Source organism: Nonomuraea sp. NPDC050556 (assembly GCF_044457355.1).
Classification (GTDB): Bacteria; Actinomycetota; Actinomycetes; order Streptosporangiales; family Streptosporangiaceae; genus Nonomuraea.
Window position 1 is genome coordinate 260,832 of record NZ_JBITGU010000001.1, and the last position, 18,443, is coordinate 279,274.

17 protein-coding genes are annotated in these 18,443 nt (G+C 71.5%); 10 read left to right on the top strand and 7 right to left on the bottom strand.

Annotated features, from left to right (window positions below; all coding sequences use genetic code 11):
- Positions 1 to 23 precede the first annotated feature (23 nt).
- Positions 24 to 1,082 carry a DUF3866 family protein gene (locus tag ACIBG8_RS01255; RefSeq protein ID WP_397340414.1) on the bottom strand — a complete coding sequence of 353 codons (1,059 nt, stop codon included), beginning with the start codon at positions 1,080 to 1,082 and terminating at the stop codon, positions 24 to 26.
- A 39-nt stretch (positions 1,083 to 1,121) separates the two neighbouring features.
- On the opposite strand from ACIBG8_RS01255, the gene ACIBG8_RS01260 reads away from it, so the two are divergent.
- From ACIBG8_RS01260 to ACIBG8_RS01285, 6 genes are all read left to right on the top strand, one after another.
- Complete coding sequence (locus ACIBG8_RS01260; protein ID WP_397340415.1) at positions 1,122 to 2,066, top strand: helix-turn-helix transcriptional regulator; 945 nt, start codon at positions 1,122 to 1,124, stop codon at positions 2,064 to 2,066.
- On the top strand, positions 2,063 to 3,025 hold the full coding sequence (locus ACIBG8_RS01265) for a helix-turn-helix transcriptional regulator (RefSeq protein WP_397340416.1): 963 nt from the start codon (positions 2,063 to 2,065) through the stop codon (positions 3,023 to 3,025). The genes ACIBG8_RS01260 and ACIBG8_RS01265 overlap by 4 nt, the downstream gene beginning before the upstream one ends.
- Positions 3,022 to 3,210 (top strand): hypothetical protein, encoded by a 189-nt coding sequence (locus ACIBG8_RS01270; RefSeq protein WP_397340417.1) that lies wholly within the window; start codon positions 3,022 to 3,024, stop codon positions 3,208 to 3,210. The genes ACIBG8_RS01265 and ACIBG8_RS01270 overlap by 4 nt, the downstream gene beginning before the upstream one ends.
- Before the next feature lie 65 nt (positions 3,211 to 3,275).
- On the top strand, positions 3,276 to 3,596 hold the full coding sequence (gene tatA, locus ACIBG8_RS01275; RefSeq protein WP_397340418.1) for a Sec-independent protein translocase subunit TatA: 321 nt from the start codon (positions 3,276 to 3,278) through the stop codon (positions 3,594 to 3,596).
- Positions 3,597 to 3,626: 30 nt separating this feature from the next.
- Entirely contained in the window at positions 3,627 to 4,505 is an 879-nt protein-coding gene (gene tatC / locus ACIBG8_RS01280; RefSeq protein WP_397340419.1) for a twin-arginine translocase subunit TatC, read from the top strand.
- Between the two features lie 16 nt (positions 4,506 to 4,521).
- On the top strand, positions 4,522 to 5,397 hold the full coding sequence (locus ACIBG8_RS01285) for a YegS/Rv2252/BmrU family lipid kinase (RefSeq protein ID WP_397340420.1): 876 nt from the start codon (positions 4,522 to 4,524) through the stop codon (positions 5,395 to 5,397).
- Here ACIBG8_RS01285 and ACIBG8_RS01290 read toward each other — a convergent pair.
- Positions 5,390 to 6,784 carry an MFS transporter gene (locus tag ACIBG8_RS01290; RefSeq protein WP_397340421.1) on the bottom strand — a complete coding sequence of 465 codons (1,395 nt, stop codon included), beginning with the start codon at positions 6,782 to 6,784 and terminating at the stop codon, positions 5,390 to 5,392. The two genes, ACIBG8_RS01285 and ACIBG8_RS01290, sit on opposite strands and share 8 nt — an antisense overlap.
- A gap of 62 nt (positions 6,785 to 6,846) precedes the next feature.
- Between ACIBG8_RS01290 and ACIBG8_RS01295 the strand changes: the two genes are divergently transcribed.
- The gene (locus ACIBG8_RS01295; protein ID WP_397340422.1) at positions 6,847 to 7,476 is read left to right on the top strand and encodes a TetR/AcrR family transcriptional regulator; all 630 of its coding nucleotides are present in this window, start codon (positions 6,847 to 6,849) and stop codon (positions 7,474 to 7,476) included.
- Positions 7,477 to 7,488: 12 nt separating this feature from the next.
- Positions 7,489 to 10,218 carry a DEAD/DEAH box helicase gene (locus tag ACIBG8_RS01300; protein WP_397340423.1) on the top strand — a complete coding sequence of 910 codons (2,730 nt, stop codon included), beginning with the start codon at positions 7,489 to 7,491 and terminating at the stop codon, positions 10,216 to 10,218.
- A 529-nt stretch (positions 10,219 to 10,747) separates the two neighbouring features.
- Here the strand turns inward: ACIBG8_RS01300 and ACIBG8_RS01305 are convergent.
- Positions 10,748 to 11,125, bottom strand: coding sequence for a nuclear transport factor 2 family protein (locus ACIBG8_RS01305; protein ID WP_397340424.1), 378 nt, complete (start codon positions 11,123 to 11,125; stop codon positions 10,748 to 10,750).
- A gap of 92 nt (positions 11,126 to 11,217) precedes the next feature.
- A complete protein-coding gene (locus ACIBG8_RS01310; protein ID WP_397340425.1) occupies positions 11,218 to 11,931 on the bottom strand; it encodes an HAD-IA family hydrolase in 714 nt (237 codons plus the stop codon).
- Between ACIBG8_RS01310 and ACIBG8_RS01315 the strand changes: the two genes are divergently transcribed.
- Positions 11,930 to 13,306, top strand: coding sequence for an MFS transporter (locus ACIBG8_RS01315; protein ID WP_397340426.1), 1,377 nt, complete (start codon positions 11,930 to 11,932; stop codon positions 13,304 to 13,306). The two genes, ACIBG8_RS01310 and ACIBG8_RS01315, sit on opposite strands and share 2 nt — an antisense overlap.
- A gap of 174 nt (positions 13,307 to 13,480) precedes the next feature.
- Positions 13,481 to 13,651: a hypothetical protein gene (locus ACIBG8_RS01320; RefSeq protein WP_397340427.1), complete on the top strand. Its 171-nt coding sequence runs from the start codon at positions 13,481 to 13,483 to the stop codon at positions 13,649 to 13,651.
- A gap of 179 nt (positions 13,652 to 13,830) precedes the next feature.
- Here the strand turns inward: ACIBG8_RS01320 and ACIBG8_RS01325 are convergent, their stop codons facing one another.
- From ACIBG8_RS01325 to ACIBG8_RS01335, 3 genes are all read right to left on the bottom strand, one after another.
- Positions 13,831 to 15,267 carry an RNB domain-containing ribonuclease gene (locus ACIBG8_RS01325; RefSeq protein WP_397340428.1) on the bottom strand — a complete coding sequence of 479 codons (1,437 nt, stop codon included), beginning with the start codon at positions 15,265 to 15,267 and terminating at the stop codon, positions 13,831 to 13,833.
- Between the two features lie 602 nt (positions 15,268 to 15,869).
- On the bottom strand, positions 15,870 to 16,772 hold the full coding sequence (locus ACIBG8_RS01330; protein WP_397343882.1) for a 5'-3' exonuclease H3TH domain-containing protein: 903 nt from the start codon (positions 16,770 to 16,772) through the stop codon (positions 15,870 to 15,872).
- Positions 16,773 to 17,221: 449 nt separating this feature from the next.
- Positions 17,222 to 18,421, bottom strand: coding sequence for a PP2C family protein-serine/threonine phosphatase (locus ACIBG8_RS01335; protein ID WP_397340429.1), 1,200 nt, complete (start codon positions 18,419 to 18,421; stop codon positions 17,222 to 17,224).
- Positions 18,422 to 18,443: the final 22 nt, after the last annotated feature.

Below are 18,443 nucleotides of genomic sequence, written 5' to 3' on the forward strand. Positions count from 1 at the left end.
TCCCTCTCAGGTCGGAAAGGGGCCTAGTCCAGAAGGGTGAGGGCGTGCCGCCCGGCGGCGGCCGAGGTGAGGAAGTAGGCCAGGTCCTCCTCCAGGCCGCGCCCCATCGTCGACATCCGCACGGGGCACTCCAGTAGCGCCTCGTGCAGGCCGTCCACCGGCACCGACACCAGCTCATGCCGTACGGCCAGCAGCTCGGCCTGGTCGCGCACCCGCTCGCCGAACGCGCCGGGCAGCTCGGGCACCGGGACCTGCGCGGGCGCCAGCGCCACCCGCCCGTAGGCGGTCAGCGAGTGGTGCGAGACCCCGATGTGCCGCTCGCGCAGGTCGCCCTCGCTGACCCGCAGCGCCGCCACCGGCCGCCCGCGCAGCACGGCTGCGGCGTTGACCGCCTCCCCGGCCGAGACGCCGGAGAAGCCCCACTTCGTGCCCGTGCCCAGGTTGCCCGGCCCCTGCGTGACGATCGCCACGTCGGCGTTCAGCACGTGCTTGGCCGCCAGCAGCCCGGTGTGGGTGGTGACCGCCTCGACGTCGCCGCCGAACGCCTGCCCCACTGTGACCACCCCGGCCAGCCAGCCGAGCTCGCGCAGTTGCGCGCAGGCCATGGAGAACCACGCGGGCAGCGCCCCGCCGTCCAGCATCACGTAGACGGCGCGCACCGAGCGGTCCATCCCGCACAGGATCGGCGTCAGCGCCGAGTGCAGGTCGGCCACCACGACCGGCATGCCCTCGACCGAGTCCGCCTCGCGCAGCACCTCGTGGTAGGGGGAGTCCTGCTCGTCCGCGCCCAGCACCGTGGCCTGCATCGGGGTGTATCTCGCCTTCACCAGGTGTCCAGGGCCGGCCGGATCTTCCGGCAATCTGTTCGGGTAAGCCACCACCATGGCGTAACCTCCCGTACCGAGACCCATCGCGAGTGCGGTCGTGTTGAGCAGCACGTCGTCGCCGACTTCAGGGCTGCCCACCAGCGGGGGATAGGCCAGCGCCCTGATCTGTCCCTCGGGCAGGGCGACGTCGAGTTCCATCGCTCCCGGCCACTCGCGCCGGATCCGCACCACCTCGCCCTTGCGCCATCTGATCACCAGGGCAGGGTAGCGTCGAACGCAGGAGGAGAGAGGCAGATGTCACGCCGTAAGACCGAGCGGTTGCTCAATCTTGTGATCTGCCTGCTCGCCACCCGCCGTCCCCTGTCGGCCGAGCAGATCCGCGAGGCGGTGCCCGGCTACGACCGGCACAGCGACGAGGCGTTCCAGCGCATGTTCGAGCGCGACAAGAACGAGCTGCGCGAGATCGGCATCCCCATCGACGTCGTGCGCGACCCGTGGGAGGACGAGCCCGGCTACCGCATCGAGCGCGAGTCCTACGAGCTGCCCGAGATCACCCTGGAGCCCGACGAGGCGGCCGTGCTGGGCCTGGCGGCGCAGGTGTGGCAGCGCGCCAGCCTGGCCGACGCCGCGTCCGGGGCGCTGCTGAAGCTGCGCGCGGGCGGCATCGAGACCCACCAGGAGGTCGGCGCGCTGGAGCTGCGCGTCGACACCCGCGACCCGGCCTTCCCCGCGTTGTGGGAGGCGGTGCGCGACCGGCGCGTGGTGCGCTTCGACTACCGCAGCGCGGGCAGCGAGAACGTGCGCAGCCGTACGGTCGAGCCCTGGGGCGTGGTCAGCAGGCGCGGCCGCTGGTACCTCGCCGGGTTCGACCAGGGCCGCGACGCGCCGCGCGCCTTCCGCCTCAGCCGCATCCTGGGCCAGGTGGCCACGGTCGGCAAGGCGGGCGCCGTGCAGGTGCCCGACGGCGTCGACCTGCGGGAGATGGTCGCCTTCCCCGACGAGCCGCTCGAGGAGCGCACGGCCACCCTGCGCGTACGGCAGGGCACGGGCGAGGGCCTGCGCCAGCTGGCGGCCGAGGTGCGCGAGGGCGCCGACGGCTGGGACACCGTCGAGCTGGTCTTCGGCGACCCGGAACGGCTGGCCGGGTGGCTGGCCTCGCTCGGCGCCGACGTCCAGGTGCTCGACCCGCCCGACGCGCGCGAGGCCGTGATCCGCAGGTTGAAGGGGGCGTTGACGTGAGTGGTTCAGCCGATCGGCTGCCGAGGCTGCTGGCGCTGGTGCCGTACCTGATGTCCCACCCCGGGGCGCAGGTCGGCGAGGTGGCCGAGGTGTTCGGGCTGAGCGAGAAGCAGCTCATCGACGACCTGCAGCTCGTGTGGATGTGCGGCCTGCCCGGCCACACCCCTGGCGACCTCATCGACGTCTCCTGGGACGGCGGCGAGATCGTCATCGACAACGCCGACACCATAGCCCGCCCGCTGCGCCTGGGCATCGACGAGGCCAGCGCGCTGCTGGTGGCGCTGCGCATGCTGGCCGCCATGCCCGACGTCGGCTCCGACGGCGACGCGCTGTCGCGGGTCGTGGCCAAGCTGGAGCAGGCGGCGGGCGCGGGAGCGGCGGCGGTCAGCAGCCAGGTGGCCGTGGACGTCGACGCGGCGCCGGACGCGCTGCCCCGGGTGCGTGACGGGCTGACCAGGAAGCGCCGCCTGTCGCTGCGCTACTACGTGCCGGGACGCGACGAGGTGACGCCGCGCGAGGTCGACCCGACCAGGCTGGTGGTGGCCGACGGCCGCACCTACCTGGAGGGCTGGTGCTACCGGGCCGAGGCGATGCGGCTGTTCCGCCTGGACCGGATGCTCAGTGTGGAGGTGCTCGACGTGCCGGCCGACCCGCCGGCCGACGCCGAGCCGATCGACGTGACCCAGGGGGTGTTCCGCCCCTCGCCGACCGACGAACTGGTCGAGCTGGAGGTGAGCGCGGCGGGCCGCTGGGTGGCCGAGTACTACCCTTCTGAGCGGGTCGACGAGCTGGGCGACGGGCGGCTGCGCATCACGCTGCGCGCCCGCGACGAGGACTGGATCGTCAAGCTGGCGCTGCGCCTGGGCGACACCGGGCGGGTCGTGACGCCTGAGGCGATGGCCGGGCGGGTGCGCGAGGAGGCCGACCGCGCCCTGGCCCTGTACGCTCGCATGCCATGACGTGGATCTTCGTGGCGGTCGCCGTGGCCTTCGCCGGTCTGGTCGTGCTCGCGGTGCTGACCGCGCGGGTGCTGCGCGCGGCCAACGGCCTGAGCAGGGAGATCGCCCAGGCCAGGGCCAGGATCGCGCCGCAGGAGAAAGCTTTGCATGCCCGAATTGCGACGAACGGGGCGTCGGAGGGATGAGTCTGGGGCCCGGGCAGCGTACGATCGTGCCTGAGGTTGCACTTCGCTCAGCTTAAGGATGTCTCATGCCCAACTTGGGAACCGGCGAAATCATCTTGATCATCGTCGCCTTGGTGCTGCTGTTCGGCGCCAAGAAGCTGCCCGATGCCGCCAGGGGTATCGGCAGGTCGCTGCGCATCTTCAAGGCTGAGGCGACCAAGCTGCGCGACGACGACGACGACCCCTCGACCGTGACGGCCACGACGGCGACCGCGCAGCCCGCGCCCGCCCCGCCGGCCGCCCAGCTCCCCGCCACCCCTGCGCCGACGGCTGAGGAGCAGGCCGCGCTGCTGGAGGCCCAGGCCGCCAGGCTGCGCGCGGAGTCGGCCAACAAGAACAACGCCTGACCCGCCACCTCACCACCCCAGGACTGCTGAATGGCGCTGCTCAAACGGTCGAGCCAGGCCGCGGACGACGACGGGCGCATGCCCCTGATGGAGCACCTGCGCGAGCTGCGCAACAGGCTGCTCATCGCGGTGGTCGCGCTGACCGTCGGCGTCATTGTGGGTTTCTTCCTCTTCGACCCGGTGTGGGCCTTCCTCAAGGAGCCCTTCTGCCAGACCGCCGCTGCCCAGCAGTTGCGGCCCGGTGAGTGCTCGCTGGCCACGGGCGGCATCTTCCAGTCCTTCTTCGTCACGCTGAAGGTCGCGGTCGGCATCGGCCTGCTGATCTCGGCGCCGGTCTGGCTCTACCAGATCTGGGCCTTCGTCACCCCGGCGCTCTACCGCAACGAGAAGCGCTACGCCTTCGTCTTCCTGGGCCTGGCCGTCCCGCTGTTCGCGCTGGGCGCCGTGCTGGCCTACGTCATCATGGACACCAGCCTCGGCATCCTGCTGGGCTTCGCGCCGGCCGACACCGTGGCCATCATCCAGATCGACGAGTACATCAGCTACGTGCTGATCATGCTGTTGATCTTCGGTGTGTCGTTCGAGCTGCCGCTGCTGCTGGTGATGCTCAACATCATCGGGGTGCTGAAGCACGCGACGGTCAAGAAGCACCGCCGCATGGTGATCTTCCTCATGTTCGTGTTCGGCGCCGTGGTCACCCCGGGCGGCGACCCGATCACCATGATGGCGCTGGCCGCCCCCATGATCGTGCTGTTCGCCGCGGCCGAGCTGTTCATGTTCCTGCGCGAGCGCCGGTTGCCGCAGGAGGAGGACTACTCGGGGCTCGACGACGACGAGGCCTCGCCGCTGGCGATGGACGACTCCCCGCTCGACCTCGACGACTCACCGCTCGACGACGACAAGCGTTAGGGGATAAGTTCCGGGCGTGCCCGCTGAACTCGCCCTGCTCGTCAACCCGGCCGCCCGCGGCGGCCGGACCCTGCGCCTGCTCGACCCCGTCGTGCGCCGCCTGCGCGCCGGCGGCGCCGAGGTGACGGTGATCGTCGGCGACGACGCGGCCGACGCCCTGGCCCGCGCCTGCACCGCGGTCGCCGAGCGCCCCGACGCGCTGGTCGCCTTCGGCGGCGACGGCCTGGTGCACCTGGCCACGCAGGCCGTGGCGGGCACCGACGTCCCGCTGGGCATCATCCCGGCGGGCACCGGCAACGACATCGCCGCCGCCCTCGGGCTGCCGTGCAAGGACACCCTGGCCGCCGCCGACGTGGTGCTGCGCGGCAAGCCGCGGGTGATCGACGCGGCCCGCATGGCGGGGGAGTGGTTCGCCGGGGTGGTGTGCTGCGGGTTCGACTCGCGGGTCAACGAGCGGGCCAACGCCATGACCTGGCCGCCGGGGATGGCCAAATACCTGCTGGCCACCGTACGGGAGTTGAAGGACTTCGAGCCGATCGCCTTCCGGATCACCCTGGACGGCGAGGAGGTGATCGAGCGGGAGGCGATGCTGGTCGCGGTCGGCAACACCCGCTCCTACGGCGCGGGCATGCTGGTCTGCCCGGACGCCGAGCCCGACGACGGGCTGCTGGAGGTCATGATCCTCGGCGCGGTGTCCAAGGGGGCGTTCCTGCGCACCTTCCCGCGCGTCTTCCGCGGCACCCACGTCACCCACCCGGCGGTGACCGTACGGCGGGCCAGGACCGTGCTGCTGGAGGCGCTGGACACCGTCGCGTACGCCGACGGCGAACGTATCGGCCCGACGCCGGTGACCTGCGAGATCGTGCCGGGAGCGCTGCAGGTCCTCAGCTGACGGGCGCCGATTGCCGCTCCTCCCTGAGCAGCGTGCCGAGCAGGAGCGTCGCCAGCATGACGGCGGCGGCCGTCCAGAAGACCGCGTGCGTGCCGCCCGCGAACGCCTCGACGCCGCGGTCCGCGCCGACCACCCGGTTGAGCACGACGCCGAAGATCGCGGTGCCGAGCGCCATGCCGAGCGTCTGGGCGAAGCGCACCGCGGTCGTGGCGGTGCCGAGCGCCGACAGCGGCACGGCGTTCTGCGCCATGAGGATGGCGATGCCGAGCACCTGGCCGAACCCGAGGCCGAGCACGAGCAGGTCGAACCCGATGGTGAGCACGGAGCCGGCCGTACCCATGAGGCCGAGCAGGAACAGCGAGACCGCGATGAAGGCGAACCCCGACAGCAGGAACGGCTTCGCCCGCGAACCCCGGTTGATCATCATCCCGGAGACGGTGCCGGACACGACCATGCCCGCTGCCATCGGGATGAGGTAGAGGCCCGAGTCTGTCGGGTGCACGGCCATGACGGTCTGCAGGTAGACGATGGTGTAGAAGATCGAACCGGCCATGCCGAGCCCGGTGAGCACCTGCAGCGGCAGCACCACCCGCACCACCGCGTTGCGCAGCAGCTCGGGCGGCAGGATCGGCTCGGCGGCCGTGGCCTGGCGCCAGACGAACCCGGCCACCAGCGCCACGTCGAGCGCGATCATGGCGAGGATCGTCGCGGAGTCCCAGGCGTAGGTCTTGCCGCCCCACTCCACGACCAGCAGCAGCACGCTCGCGCCCGCCGCGGCCAGGGCGGCGCCGAGGTAGTCGATGCGGCGCGCCTGCCCGCCGTCCTCCAGCTTGATCGCCAGCGCGCCCGAGACCAGGACGAACAGGCCGACGGGCAGGTTGACGTAGAAGATCCAGCGCCAGCCGAGGTGGTCGGTGAACAGGCCGCCGATCAGCGGTCCCGCGACCATGCCGAGCCCGGCCATGAGGCCGCCGACGCCGCCCGCGCTGCCGCGCCGTTCAGCCGGCATGAGCTGGGCGGCCACGACGAGGGTGACGGCCATGAGGCCGCCGCCGCCCAGGCCCTGCACCGTGCGGCAGGCGATGAGCTGCGGCAGGTCCTGGGCCACGCCGCAGAGCGCCGAGCCGAACAGGAAGAGCCCGACGGCCGCCAGGTAGACGCGCTTGGCGCCGTAGACGTCGCACAGCTTGCCGTACAGGGGGAGGGCGGCCGTGGCCGCCAGGGCGTACACGGTGATCAGCCACGGCATGAGCGTCAGGCCGTGCACCGGGTCGAGGTCGGCGGCGATGGAGAGGGAGGCGGTGGAGACGATGTTCTGGTCGAGGATCGCCAGGATCAGCGTGAGCATGATCCCCACCATGGCGATCTTCTTCTGCTTGTCCGTCATGCTTTTTAGACTGGGTCAAAATTTCGACTTAGTCAATTCTTCGACCTGATACAGTGATTGACGTGGGACTACGGGAGCAGAAGAAGCTGCAGACCAAGCAGCTGATCTACCGCGTGGCGATGGAGATGTTCGCCGAGCGCGGATTCGACGCCGTGTCCGTCCTGGAGATCGCCGAGCGGGCGCAGGTCTCCAAGATGACCGTGTTCAACTACTTCCCCTCCAAGGAGGACCTGGTCTTCGGCCCGATCGAGGAGCACGTCGGCGACGCGGCCGAGATGGTCACCAGCCGCCTTCCCGGGGAGTCCGTGGTGCGCGCGGCCCACCGGGTCTTCCTCGAACGGCTCGCGGCCCGCTCGCCGGAGAGCGGCCTGCTCGACGATCCGGTGTTCCTGCAGGTCATGGACGTGGTCAGGAACACTCCCGCACTGGTCGCCCGGATCTACCGCTTCCAGCTGGCCGCCGAGGAGCGCCTGGCGGTGGAGCTGGAGAAGGAGTCGCCCGGCGATCTGCGTGCCCGCGTCGCGGCCAGCCAGATCATGGGGCTGTGGCGCACCCTGCAGATCGAGAACAGCCGCGCCGTCTTCCTGGGCGCCTCGGCCGACGAGGCATACCCGGCTGCGGTGGCCAAGGCCGACCTCGGGTTCGGCCTCCTGGAGAGCGGGCTGGGCGACTACCTGACCCGCGAGGGCTAATAGGCTGACGGTATGACAACGCCAGCGGAACGCTACGCGGCCTTCCGTGAGAAGCTCGGAAACGACGGTCTCGCGCTGAAGTCGTTCCGCGGCCTCTACGACTTCACGCTCGACGACTTCCAGCTCGACGCCTGCCGGGCGCTGGAGGCGGGCGACGGGGTGCTCGTGGCCGCGCCCACCGGATCGGGCAAGACGGTCGTCGGCGAGTTCGCCGTGCACCTGGCGCTGGAGCAGGGGCAGAAATGCTTCTACACCACCCCGATCAAGGCGCTGTCCAACCAGAAGTACAACGACCTGGTCAAGCGGTACGGCACCGCCAAGGTCGGGCTGCTCACCGGCGACAACAGCGTGAACGGCGACGCGCCCATCGTGGTCATGACCACCGAGGTGCTGCGCAACATGCTCTACGCGGGCTCGGCCACGCTCGGCGGGCTCGGCTTCGTCGTCATGGACGAGGTGCACTACCTGGCCGACCGCTTCCGCGGCGCGGTCTGGGAAGAGGTCATCATCCACCTGCCGGAATCGGTCAGGCTGGTGGCGCTGTCGGCGACGGTCAGCAACGCCGAGGAGTTCGGCGAGTGGATCGGCGAGGTGCGCGGCGACACCACGGTGATCGTCGACGAGCACCGCCCGGTGCCGCTGTGGCAGCACATGATGGTCGGCAACCGCATCTACGACCTGTTCGTCACCGAGGACTTCGACCAGAGCGGCCACATCAACCCGGCCCTGATGCGCATCGCACGCGACGAGGAGCGCCTGGCCGGCGGCAGGGGCAGGCGGGGGTACGGCAGGCCGCAGCGCAGCCGCCCGCCGGACCGCGCCGCGGTGATCGACAAGCTCGACTCCGAGGGCCTGCTGCCCGCCATCACCTTCATCTTCTCCCGCGCCGGCTGCGACGCGGCCGTCATGGCCTGCCTGTTCGCCGGCATCAGGCTCACCACCGAGCGCGAGCAGCACGAGATCCGCCAGATCGTCGACGAGCGCACCGCGCACCTGCCCGACGAGGACCTCGCCGTCCTCGGTTACCTCGAGTGGCGCGACTGCCTGGAGCGCGGCCTGGCGGCGCACCACGCGGGCATGCTCCCGGCGTTCAAGGAGGTCGTCGAGGAGCTGTTCACCCGCGGCCTGGTCAAGGCCGTCTTCGCCACCGAGACCCTGGCCCTGGGCATCAACATGCCGGCCCGCTCCGTGGTGATCGAGAAGCTCGACAAGTGGAACGGCGAGATGCACGCCGACCTCACCCCCGGCGAGTACACCCAGCTCACCGGGCGGGCCGGGCGGCGCGGCATCGACGTCGAGGGCCACGCCGTCGTCGTCTGGCAGCCCGGCATGGACCCGGTCGCCGTCGCAGGGCTGGCGGGCACCCGCACCTACCCGCTGCGCTCCAGCTTCCAGCCCTCCTACAACATGGCCGTCAACCTGGTCGGCCAGTTCGGCCGCGAGCGCGCCAAGACGCTGCTGGAGGCGTCCTTCGCGCAGTTCCAGGCCGACCGGGCCGTCGTGGGGCTGGCCAAGCAGCTGCGCAAGCACGAGGAGGCGCTGGAGGGCTACCAGGAGGCGATGACCTGCCACCTGGGTGACTTCCCCGCCTACGCCGAGCTGCGCCGCCGCCTGTCCGACCGCGAGACGGAGCTGTCCAAGCAGCGCGGCGCCTCACGCAGGGCCGCGGCGACGCGGTCGCTGGAGTCCCTGAAGCCAGGCGACGTCATCCGCGTGCCCGGCGGCAGGCGCGCCGGGCTTGCCATCGTGCTCGACCCCGGGCTCAACCCGCGCGGGCACGGCCCCAACCCGCTCGTGCTGACGATCGGCAAGCAGGTCAAGAAGCTCGACCCGGCCGACTTCCCCGTGCCGGTGGAGCCCCTGGAGAAGCTGCGCATCCCCAAGAACTTCAACAGCCGCTCGCCCAAGGAGCGCGCCAACCTCGTCTCCACGCTGCTGGCCAAGATCGGCGACCGCGACCTCGGCAAGCCGCCGCGCGCCCGCGACCACGCGGTGGAGGACGACGAGATCCTGGAGTTGCGGCGGCAGATCCGCCAGCACCCGTGCCACGGGTGCGACGAGCGCGAGGACCACGCGCGGTGGGCGGAGCGCTACTACAAGCTGCTGCGGGAGACCGAGGGGCTGCGGCGGCGGGTGGAGAGCCGCTCGCACGTCATCTCGCGGACGTTCGACAAGGTGTGCGGGGTGCTCGACCAGCTCGGCTACCTGGACGGCGAGACCGTCACCGACGAGGGCCGCCGCCTCGGACGGTTGTACACGGAACTGGACCTGCTGACCGCGGAGTGCCTGCGTGGCGGCCTGTGGGACGAGCTCGACCCGGCGGAGCTGGCCGCGTGCGTGTCGGCCCTGGTCTTCGAGTCCCGGCAGGCGGACGACGCGCGGCGCCCCAAGATCCCCGCCGGGCGGGCCCAGGAGGCTTTGACGGCGATGGTGCGACTGTGGGGGGAACTGGAAGGCATCGAACAGGACAACGGCCTTTCCATCATCCGAGAGCCCGATCTGGGCTTCGCGTGGGCGGCCTTCCGGTGGGCCAAGGGCCACACACTGGACGCCGTGCTGACGGACGGAGTGAACGGCTCTGAGCTGGCGGCGGGGGACTTCGTGCGGTGGGTGAAGCAGCTGATGGACTTGCTGGGCCAGCTCTCCAACGCGGCCCCGAACGGCAGCAAGGTCAAGCAGACAGCGGGCAAGGCCATGGACTCCCTACGCAGAGGCGTCGTCGCCTACTCCTCCCTCACCTAACCCCCACCCCACCTCCCTCCCAACCTCACCCTGACCTGTCTCCCTCCCACGCCCACCCCACCCACCTCCCTCCCACGCCCATCCCACCCGCCTGCCCGCCCTCCGCCCGCCCACCCGCCCGCCCCTGGTCCTGCAGTGGCGGGCGACCTCTGGCAGTGCCCGTCCGTCCATCTTGGAGGTTGGGAAAAGAGCGACCCTTGCTGTCTCGCTGTAGGGGTGGGGGCTGTTGACGCGGGTGAGGCGCGGGACGAGGTGGCAGGCCGCCGAGATGGCCGTCCAGAGCCGCTCAGGGCTGCATGCGGAGCACATTCATCTCACGGCGTGACGCAGGAAACTGCTCGCTGGCTGCTGGTTGGCTGGATCGGGTGAGGACCCGGCGGCGCGATTGGCGCAACGCCAAAGCCCGCATCCGCAGAGAGAAGGGCATCCGCTTGGGCGGACGCCCACTCAACACCGCGGCCTGACCAACCGCGAACCGCAGCCCCGGGCGGGCCGGTTCAGGAGGAGGGCGGCGCCAGAGAAGGATGACTTAGGAGGCGGGCGGCTCGATCTCCCCCGCGAAGACGATGATCTGGTCGATGAGGCTCCGCCGCAGATGGACGACGTCCGTTCCCGCCAGCCGGGGACCTCCATCCGGCGTGGTGAAGACCCACTGGTACCGGGCCCACTCGTCAGGCATGTCCACCGCCGAGCAGCGCACCATCGTGCCGGTCCCCGCCGGGTGGCGCCGGATGTCCAGCACGAACCGCTCGACCGCCTCGATCCCTTCGCTGCGGCCCAACGGCCCCCAGAAGACCACGTCCGAGGTCAGGGCCTGGGAGAGCAGCGCAGTCACATAGCTGTCGTCCGAGGCGTTGAACGCGGAGAGGAACGTGTCGATCGCGGACCGCGCGGTCTCTTCCTGCATATGCCAGTAATACCAGTCGCTTCGCGAAACGCGGTCGGCCGTGAGCCGAGCTCGCGGCGAGCGACGGTCGACTGGTTGCGGTGTCGCTGGGGTTAGATGCCCCACGTGAGGATCTGGCGCAGTGCGTCGGGGCGGGCGGTGGCGGGGAGGTGGTCGACGAAATAGACCGGGCAGCCCAGGGCTGCCGCGCCGCCGTCGGCGCGGCGGTCGTCGCCGACCATCAGGACCTCGCCCGGCGGAAGGCCGAGCTTGTCGCAGGCCAGCTGGAAGATCCGCGGATCCGGCTTCTCTATCCCCACCTCGTAGGAGAGCACGAACACGTCGACAAAATCAGCCAGTCCGTGCAGGGCCAGTAGTGCTCGCAGGTCCCATCCGATGTTGCTCACCACCGCCACCCGCAACCCCCGGCGCCGGAGCTCCCGCAGGGTGGGCAGGGCGTCGGGATAAGGACGCCAGGCCTCCGGCGTACAGGAACGGTTGTAAAGGGCTTCGGCGAGTGCTTCAGGGACCACCAGGCGGGCCAGGGCGGTGTAGCAGGCGCGGTGGTGCTCGGCGGTCAGGTCGCGGTCGCGCCAGACCTGCGCCAGGTGCGCGGGCACCTCGGCGGGAGCGCCACCACCGGGCATCGCGCCGACGGACTCCAGCGGCCCCGCCCAGGCCAGCACCTGGGACTCCGAAGCCCCGACGCCGCGTAACCACTCCGAGGTGGACTCCGTACGCATCAGCGTTCCGGAGAAGTCGAACATCACCCCGCCGCAAGAATCTTCAAGACGGGCGGAACCGGGCAGCCGAGGATCGGGGTTCATGACCGTCAAGCTTTCCACGGGCCCCATGCTGGCCGTGCTGCTCACCGGCCAGACCATGGCCTCCATGGACGGCTCGATCGTCTCCGTCGCCGCCCAGACCATCCGCGCCGAGCTCGGCGCGGGCGGCGCGGCCGTCCAGCTCATCGTGTCCGGCTACCTGCTCACCACCGGCGTCCTGCTGGTCACCTGCGCCAGGCTGGGCGACGTGTTCGGGCATCGGCGCATGTTCCTGTCCGGTCTGGCCTGGTTCACGCTCGCCTCGCTGCTGTGCGGGCTCGCGCCCACCGCACCCCTGCTGGTCGCCGCGCGGGTGCTGCAGGCGGTCGGCGCGGCCATGCTGCTGCCGCAGGTGTTCTCGCTCATCCAGCTGCTCTGGCAGGGCGAGGCGCGCCGCCGCGCCATCGGCCTCTACGGCATGGTCCTGGCGCTGGGCGTGGCGCTCGGCCAGATCGTCGGGGGACTGGTGGTCACCGGGCTGGGCTGGCGGCCCGCGTTCCTCATCAACGTGCCCGTCGGGGCGGTGCTGCTCGTCCTGGGGGCGCGGGTACTGCCCAAAGCTCCTTCCGGCGAGCGTCCGCGCCTGGACGTGGGCGGCGTCGCCGTCCTCACCCTGGCCATGGTCGGGATCGTCACCGCGCTGGTGTTCGGCCCGGAGTACGGCTGGCCGCTGTGGGCGTGGACGGCGCTCGCGGGAGGAGGCTGCCTGCTGGCGGCGTTCCTGGCCTGGGAGCGGCGGCTCGGCGCCCGGGGCAGGCAGCCGCTGCTCGACCTGGCGGCGCTGCGCCCGCGCGGAGTCAAGCCGGGGCTGGCCGCCTGCTGGATCGTCATGGGCTGCTACACCGGCTTCCTGCTGACGCTGACCCTGCACCTGCAGTCGTCGCTGGAGATGTCGCCACTGGCGGCAGGCGTGGCGTTCGTCCCGTATGCGCTGGGGTTCGCGCTGCTCAGCCTCACCTGGACCCGCTGGCCCGCCTGGACCCACCGGGCGCTGCCCGTGGCGGGCCCGCTCGCGTTCGCGGCGGCTGGCGGGGCCGTCGTGCTGCTCAGCCGTACCACCTGGACGACCGCCGCGACGGTGCCGCTGCTCATGGCGGCGGGGGCCGGGCACGCCGCCGGATACAGCCCGCTGATCGCGCGGATCGCGGCGCTGGTGGAGCCGCGGCTGGCCTCGGCGATCTCGGCGCTGAACTCCACCGGGCCGCTGCTGGCGGGCGTCACGAGCGTGGCCGGGCTGGGCAGCGTCTACTTCGGCGCGCCCGGGTCGGCGGACGGGCTGGGGCGGGTGATGGCGGTGCTGGCCGGGCTGCTGGTGGTGGCGGCGGCCTGCGCGTGGCTGGTGACGGCGCAGCGGGAGCGGGCCGTAGCCCTAAACTGACCGCCCGGTCAATGCGCTGTCGCGACAGGTCCACGCAACGTCACCTCAAGGTCAGTTTCCTCGGTGATCTCAGCGGACATCCCCTAGTCGGAAGCCTGTTACTACCCCTCGGACGCACCCCGCTGAGGCCCGCCCCCCACGGAGCTCGACGTCCGGCATCCCCTGGAGGTTGAGATGTTCGCCGTCATCGCCGCCCTGCTGTTCCTGCTCGCACTCGTCTTCGAGATCGCCGGCATCGCCGTCGGCGGGGTGGTCACCGTCGCCACCCTCGGCACCGCGGGCCTGCTGTGCGTCGCGCTGCACCTGATGGGGGTCGGCGCGGGCTGGAGTCCGCTGAAGAAGTAGCTCCGGAACCGGGCCGCGCACGGCAACCCCCGATCCGTGCGCGGCCCCCGGCGATATATCCATAAAAAGCACAATCAGGGGGTACGGCTCGCGCCAGCAGACAGCCACCCGCCGACGTGGGTGGCCCTTCGTGCGTCATGGCACGCAGTCTGACGTGGTGCCCGCCGCTACATCGCCCGTCAACCACTTCCCAGGGTGAAGCGGATCTCTCTGGTGGACAGGTCCGCCTGGGCCAGCCGTACCGTCACCTGCTCGCCCAACGGGAGCTGGCCGTCGCAGCGGGCGATCACGGCGGGGTCGGTCAGCTGGACCTGGCCGCCCTGCCGTTTGTCGTCGACGTCGATGACCACCGCGTCGAACGTCTGCCCCACCCGGTCGCGCAGCAGGAACGCCTCCACCAGGTCCACGCTCGCCCGCTCGACCGCCCCGGCCCGCCGTCCCGTGGACTGCATGATCTCCGGCAGCGTCGCGAGCGCCGCCTGGATGGGCTCGGGCACCGGTTCGCCCGCCGCGATCGCCAGGCACACCTCGGTCGCGAACCGGTCCACCAGGCGCCGCAGCGGCGCCGTCACGTGCGCGTACGGCGCGGCCACCGCCGCGTGGTCGGCCAGCGGCGGCGGCGCGCCGTTGAACGCCACGTAGCCGGAGCCGCGCAGCAGCACCTTCGACTCGTGCAGGAACGCCGCCTGCTGCGGGATCTTCGGATCGAGATCGTGCACCACCGCGCCGTAGGTGGCGCCGTCCGGCCACGGCACGTCCAGCGCCGCGGCCACCCGGCGCACCTTGGCCAGGTCGCCCGGCTGGGGCGGCGGCAGGATCCGCAGCACCCCGATCTCGGCGTCGAGCATCATCGAGGCGGCCGCCATGCCGGTGAGCAGGGAGATCTGCGCGTTCCACGCCTCGGACGGGAGCGGCACCCGGTATTCGATCCGGTAGCCGCCCTCGTCGTGGACGACCTCCTGCTCCGGGGTCGGCAGGGTGACGCCGCCGCGCTCGCGCTCCAGGCCCAGCCTGAGCTCGCCGACCTCGGCCAGCAGGCGCAGGGTGCCGTCGGCGGTGCCGGTGTCGACGGCGGCCTGGACGTAGGCGTAGTCGAGGCGCTCGCGGCTGCGCACCAGTGCCCGCTGGACGTCGACGCCGACCGTGCGGCCGTCGGCGTCCAGGTCGATGCGCCAGACGGCGGCGGGGCGTTCCGCGCCGGGGAGGAGGCTGGCGGCGCCCTCCGACAGGACCTTGGGGTGCAGGGGCACCTTGCCGTCGGGGAGGTAGACGGTCTCGCCCCTGGTGCGTGCCTCGGCGTCGATCGCGCCTGCGGGCCGTACGAACGCGCCCACGTCGGCGATGGCGTACCAGACGCGGTAGCCACCGTGGAGGGGCTCGATGCAGACGGCCTGGTCGAGGTCCATCGAGCCTGGGGGGTCGATGGTGACGAAGGGCAGCTCGGTCAGGTCGTGGCGGGCGACCTCGGCGCCGCCGCCCTCAGCCATCCAGTCGGCCTCGTCGAGGACGGCGCGCGGGAACTCTTCAGGGAGTTTGAGCTCGCGCCTGATCTTCTCGAACCCGTCATCGAGCCGCGGCGGCACCTCGCCTGGGACCCGGATGTTCGTATGCGACACCCGATCAACCTATCCCTCCCCGCCTCACCGATCCGTCCCGGTGAGCAAAAGCCTTCTTCGTCTCTCTGGCAGGCGAGAGGAAACGCCGTCTCGCCGCACGGGGCTGAGGACATTTCCAGGACCCGCTCACCCCACGCCCACCGGCCCACCCGTCTTACGGGACCCGCCGTCTTACGGGGCCCGCCCGTCTCACGGGGCTGGACGTCTCACGGGGCCGCCCGTCTCACGGGGCCGCCCGTCTCATGGGCCCTCCCGTCTTTCGGGGCCGGACGTCTCATGGGGCTGCAGGTCTCGCGGGCTGGGCCTCCTATCGGGCGCACGCCATTCGGGGGCGCGCTGCCATGCGCGCGTCGCCGCCACCTCACGCGTGCCAGCGCCTCAAGGGCACGCGCCGCTCAGGGGGCCGGAGGCCACACGCTGGCGGTGTGGTCAGGCGTGTGATCCGGTGTTGGGGCGGAACTGGGTGGCGGGGTCAGGGCGCGTGACTTGGCGTTTGGGTGGGACTGGGCGGCGCGGCAGGTGGAGGCCGGGCAATGGGCGGGGTGGCCGAGCGGGCGGCGTGGTGGGGCAGGCGGGTGGCGCTGTGGTCCGGGTGGGTGGGGTCAGGTGGCGTGTTTGGTGAGGGTGGTGAGGAGGCGGTTGAGCGGGCTGTTGAGGTCGTAGCGGTCGGCGAGGCTCACCAGGGACTCCGGGTCCACCGGCTTGGCGGGCAGGGTCAGGTCCGTGGCGGGCAGCGGGGCGTCGGGAGCTACCTCGACCACCTTCGGGGCCACGCGCAGGTAGTCGCGGGAGGCGGCCAGCTTGGTGCGGGCGCCCGCTGGGAAACCCTCGGTGGTGCCGTCGTCCAGAGCGGTCAGCAGGGCGTCCAGGGAGCCGAAACGGGTGATCAGGGCCGCGGCGGTCTTCTCGCCGACCCCTGCCACGCCCGGGAGGCCGTCACTCGGGTCGCCGCGCAGGGTGGCGAAGTCCGCGTAGGAACGCCCAGGGATGCCGTACTTGGCCGTCACGAACGCCTCGTCGACGATCTGCAGGTTGCGGATCCCGCGGGCGGTGTAGAGGACGCGGACCGGGCGGGCGTCGTCGACGAGCTGGAACAGGTCGCGGTCGCCGGTCACGATGTCGACGGCGCCGGTCGAGCGGGCGGTCAGGGTGCCGATGACGTCGTCCGCCTCGTAACCGGCCGCCTCCATGCGCGCGATGCCCACGGCGTCGAGGACCTGCTCGATCACCGGGATCTGCGGCACCAGCGTGTCGGGCACCTCCTCGGTGTTGCCGAACGCCACTCGGTGCGCCTTGTAGGTGGGGATGGCGTCCACGCGGAAGGCGGGGCGCCAGTCGGCGTCCATGGTGGCGACCAGCTCGGACGGGTGGTGGTCGCGCACGAGGGTGGCGATCATGTCGATGAGCCCGCGCACGGCGTTGACCGGCATGCCGTCGGGGGCGGTCATCGACTCCGGGATGCCGTAGTAGGCGCGGAAGTAGAGCGACGGGGTGTCGAGAATCATCAGCACCCGCCCATGGTCGCACTCCGCACCGACAGACTCCCAGCTTCCCCCGCCGTCAGCCCTGTCTGTGGTCGCAAGGGTGCCGCCAAGCGGGCAGACGCCTGAGGCGCGGTGGTGGCTGGGCGCCGCCGAGGGAGCCTCAAGGCGGGGGGTCATGCGCCCATGGCGGGTGCTGCGCTGTTGCCAGGAGGCGTGGTGGTGGGTTGTCACACCCCACTGGTGGCTGGACGGGCCCCGGGGTGGTTGGTCGCCCCGTGGGGGACGTGGGCGTGGGTGGGCCGCTTGGTGGTGGGGCGTGGGGTGGGTTGCGGTGGTGGGGTGTGGGTCGGCCGCCCCGTGGTGGGGCGGTGGTGGGCCGCCCCGTGGTGGGGCGGTGGTGGGCCGCTGGGTGGTGATAGGGCGTGGGTGGGCCGCTTGCCACGCGCTCTGTGGCCCACCCGGTGTGCGGGTTAGGGGGTGTTGCCCAGGATGCCAACCGCCAGGAGGCAGGCGTCGTCCTCGGGGTTGGGGCCGCCGATGTCGGCCAGCAGCCGGTCCAGCCCCGCCTCCAGATCGTGCAACGGCACGTCCCGAGCCGCCCGAGCCACCAGATCTAGCCCCTCGTCCAGATCCCGCGTCCGCCGCTCCACCAACCCGTCGGTGAACAGCAGCAACAGGTCGTCGTCCCGCAGGTGGATCGTGGACAACCGGTAAGGCTGGTCGCAGGTGGCACCGAGCAACACGCCCTTGGGCGGCTCGAGCTGCGTCGCCGTACCGTCACGGACCAGGATCGGCGCCAGATGCCCCGCCTGGCTCCAGGTGAACACCTTCGTCGCCGGATCCAGGTGCCCGATCACCGCCGTGGCCGTCGTCTCCTCCAGCCGGTGCATCACCAGCTCGTTCAGCCACGTCAGCAACTGGTCCGCCGGCTGCCCCGTCATCGTGAGCCCGATGAGCGCGTGCCGTAGCTGCGCCATGTGCGCGATCGCGGGCAGCCCGTGTCCCGACACGTCCCCGATCGCCAGCAGCACCTGCCCCCCGGGCAGCGCCGCCGCCTCGAACCAGTCGCCCCCCAGGTTGGCCGTCTTCTCCGCCGGCACGTAACGCACCGCGATCCTGGTGTGCGGCAGGTCCATGCAGCCGACCGGCTCAGGCAGGATCGCCTCGCGCAGCGCCAGCATGACGTGCCGCTCCTCGGCCGCCCGCTCGCGCGCCTCCAGGAGCTGACGGCGCGACTCGGACATGATCCGCTCGGCGCGCCGCCGCCCGGTGATGTCCTGGACCACCCCGTGCACGCCGGTGGGCCCGCCTGGCCCGATGAGCGGCTCCAGCACGATCCGCAGGTTGCGCACCTCCCCGGTGCGCCTGATGCGGAACTCCGCCTGCACCGGCTCGACGCCCTGCACGACGGACCACAGGAGTTGGTCGAGCGCCCCCAGGTCGCACGGCTCCACGTAGGCGGCCAGGTCGGGCAGGCTGATGGGACCGTCCGACCGGTCACGCCCGAAGATCACGTAGACATGGTCGGACCACACCGCCTCCCCGGTCCTGAGGTTCCATTCGGCCCACCCCATGTTGCCCAGGCGCTGGGCATGGCCGAGCTGCGCCGCCAGGGCCTCGCGCCGGTCCAGCTGCTCGGTCAGCTGCTGGACGAGCTCCGCTGCCGTCATCGGCTCCTTGGCTCGAAGGGGT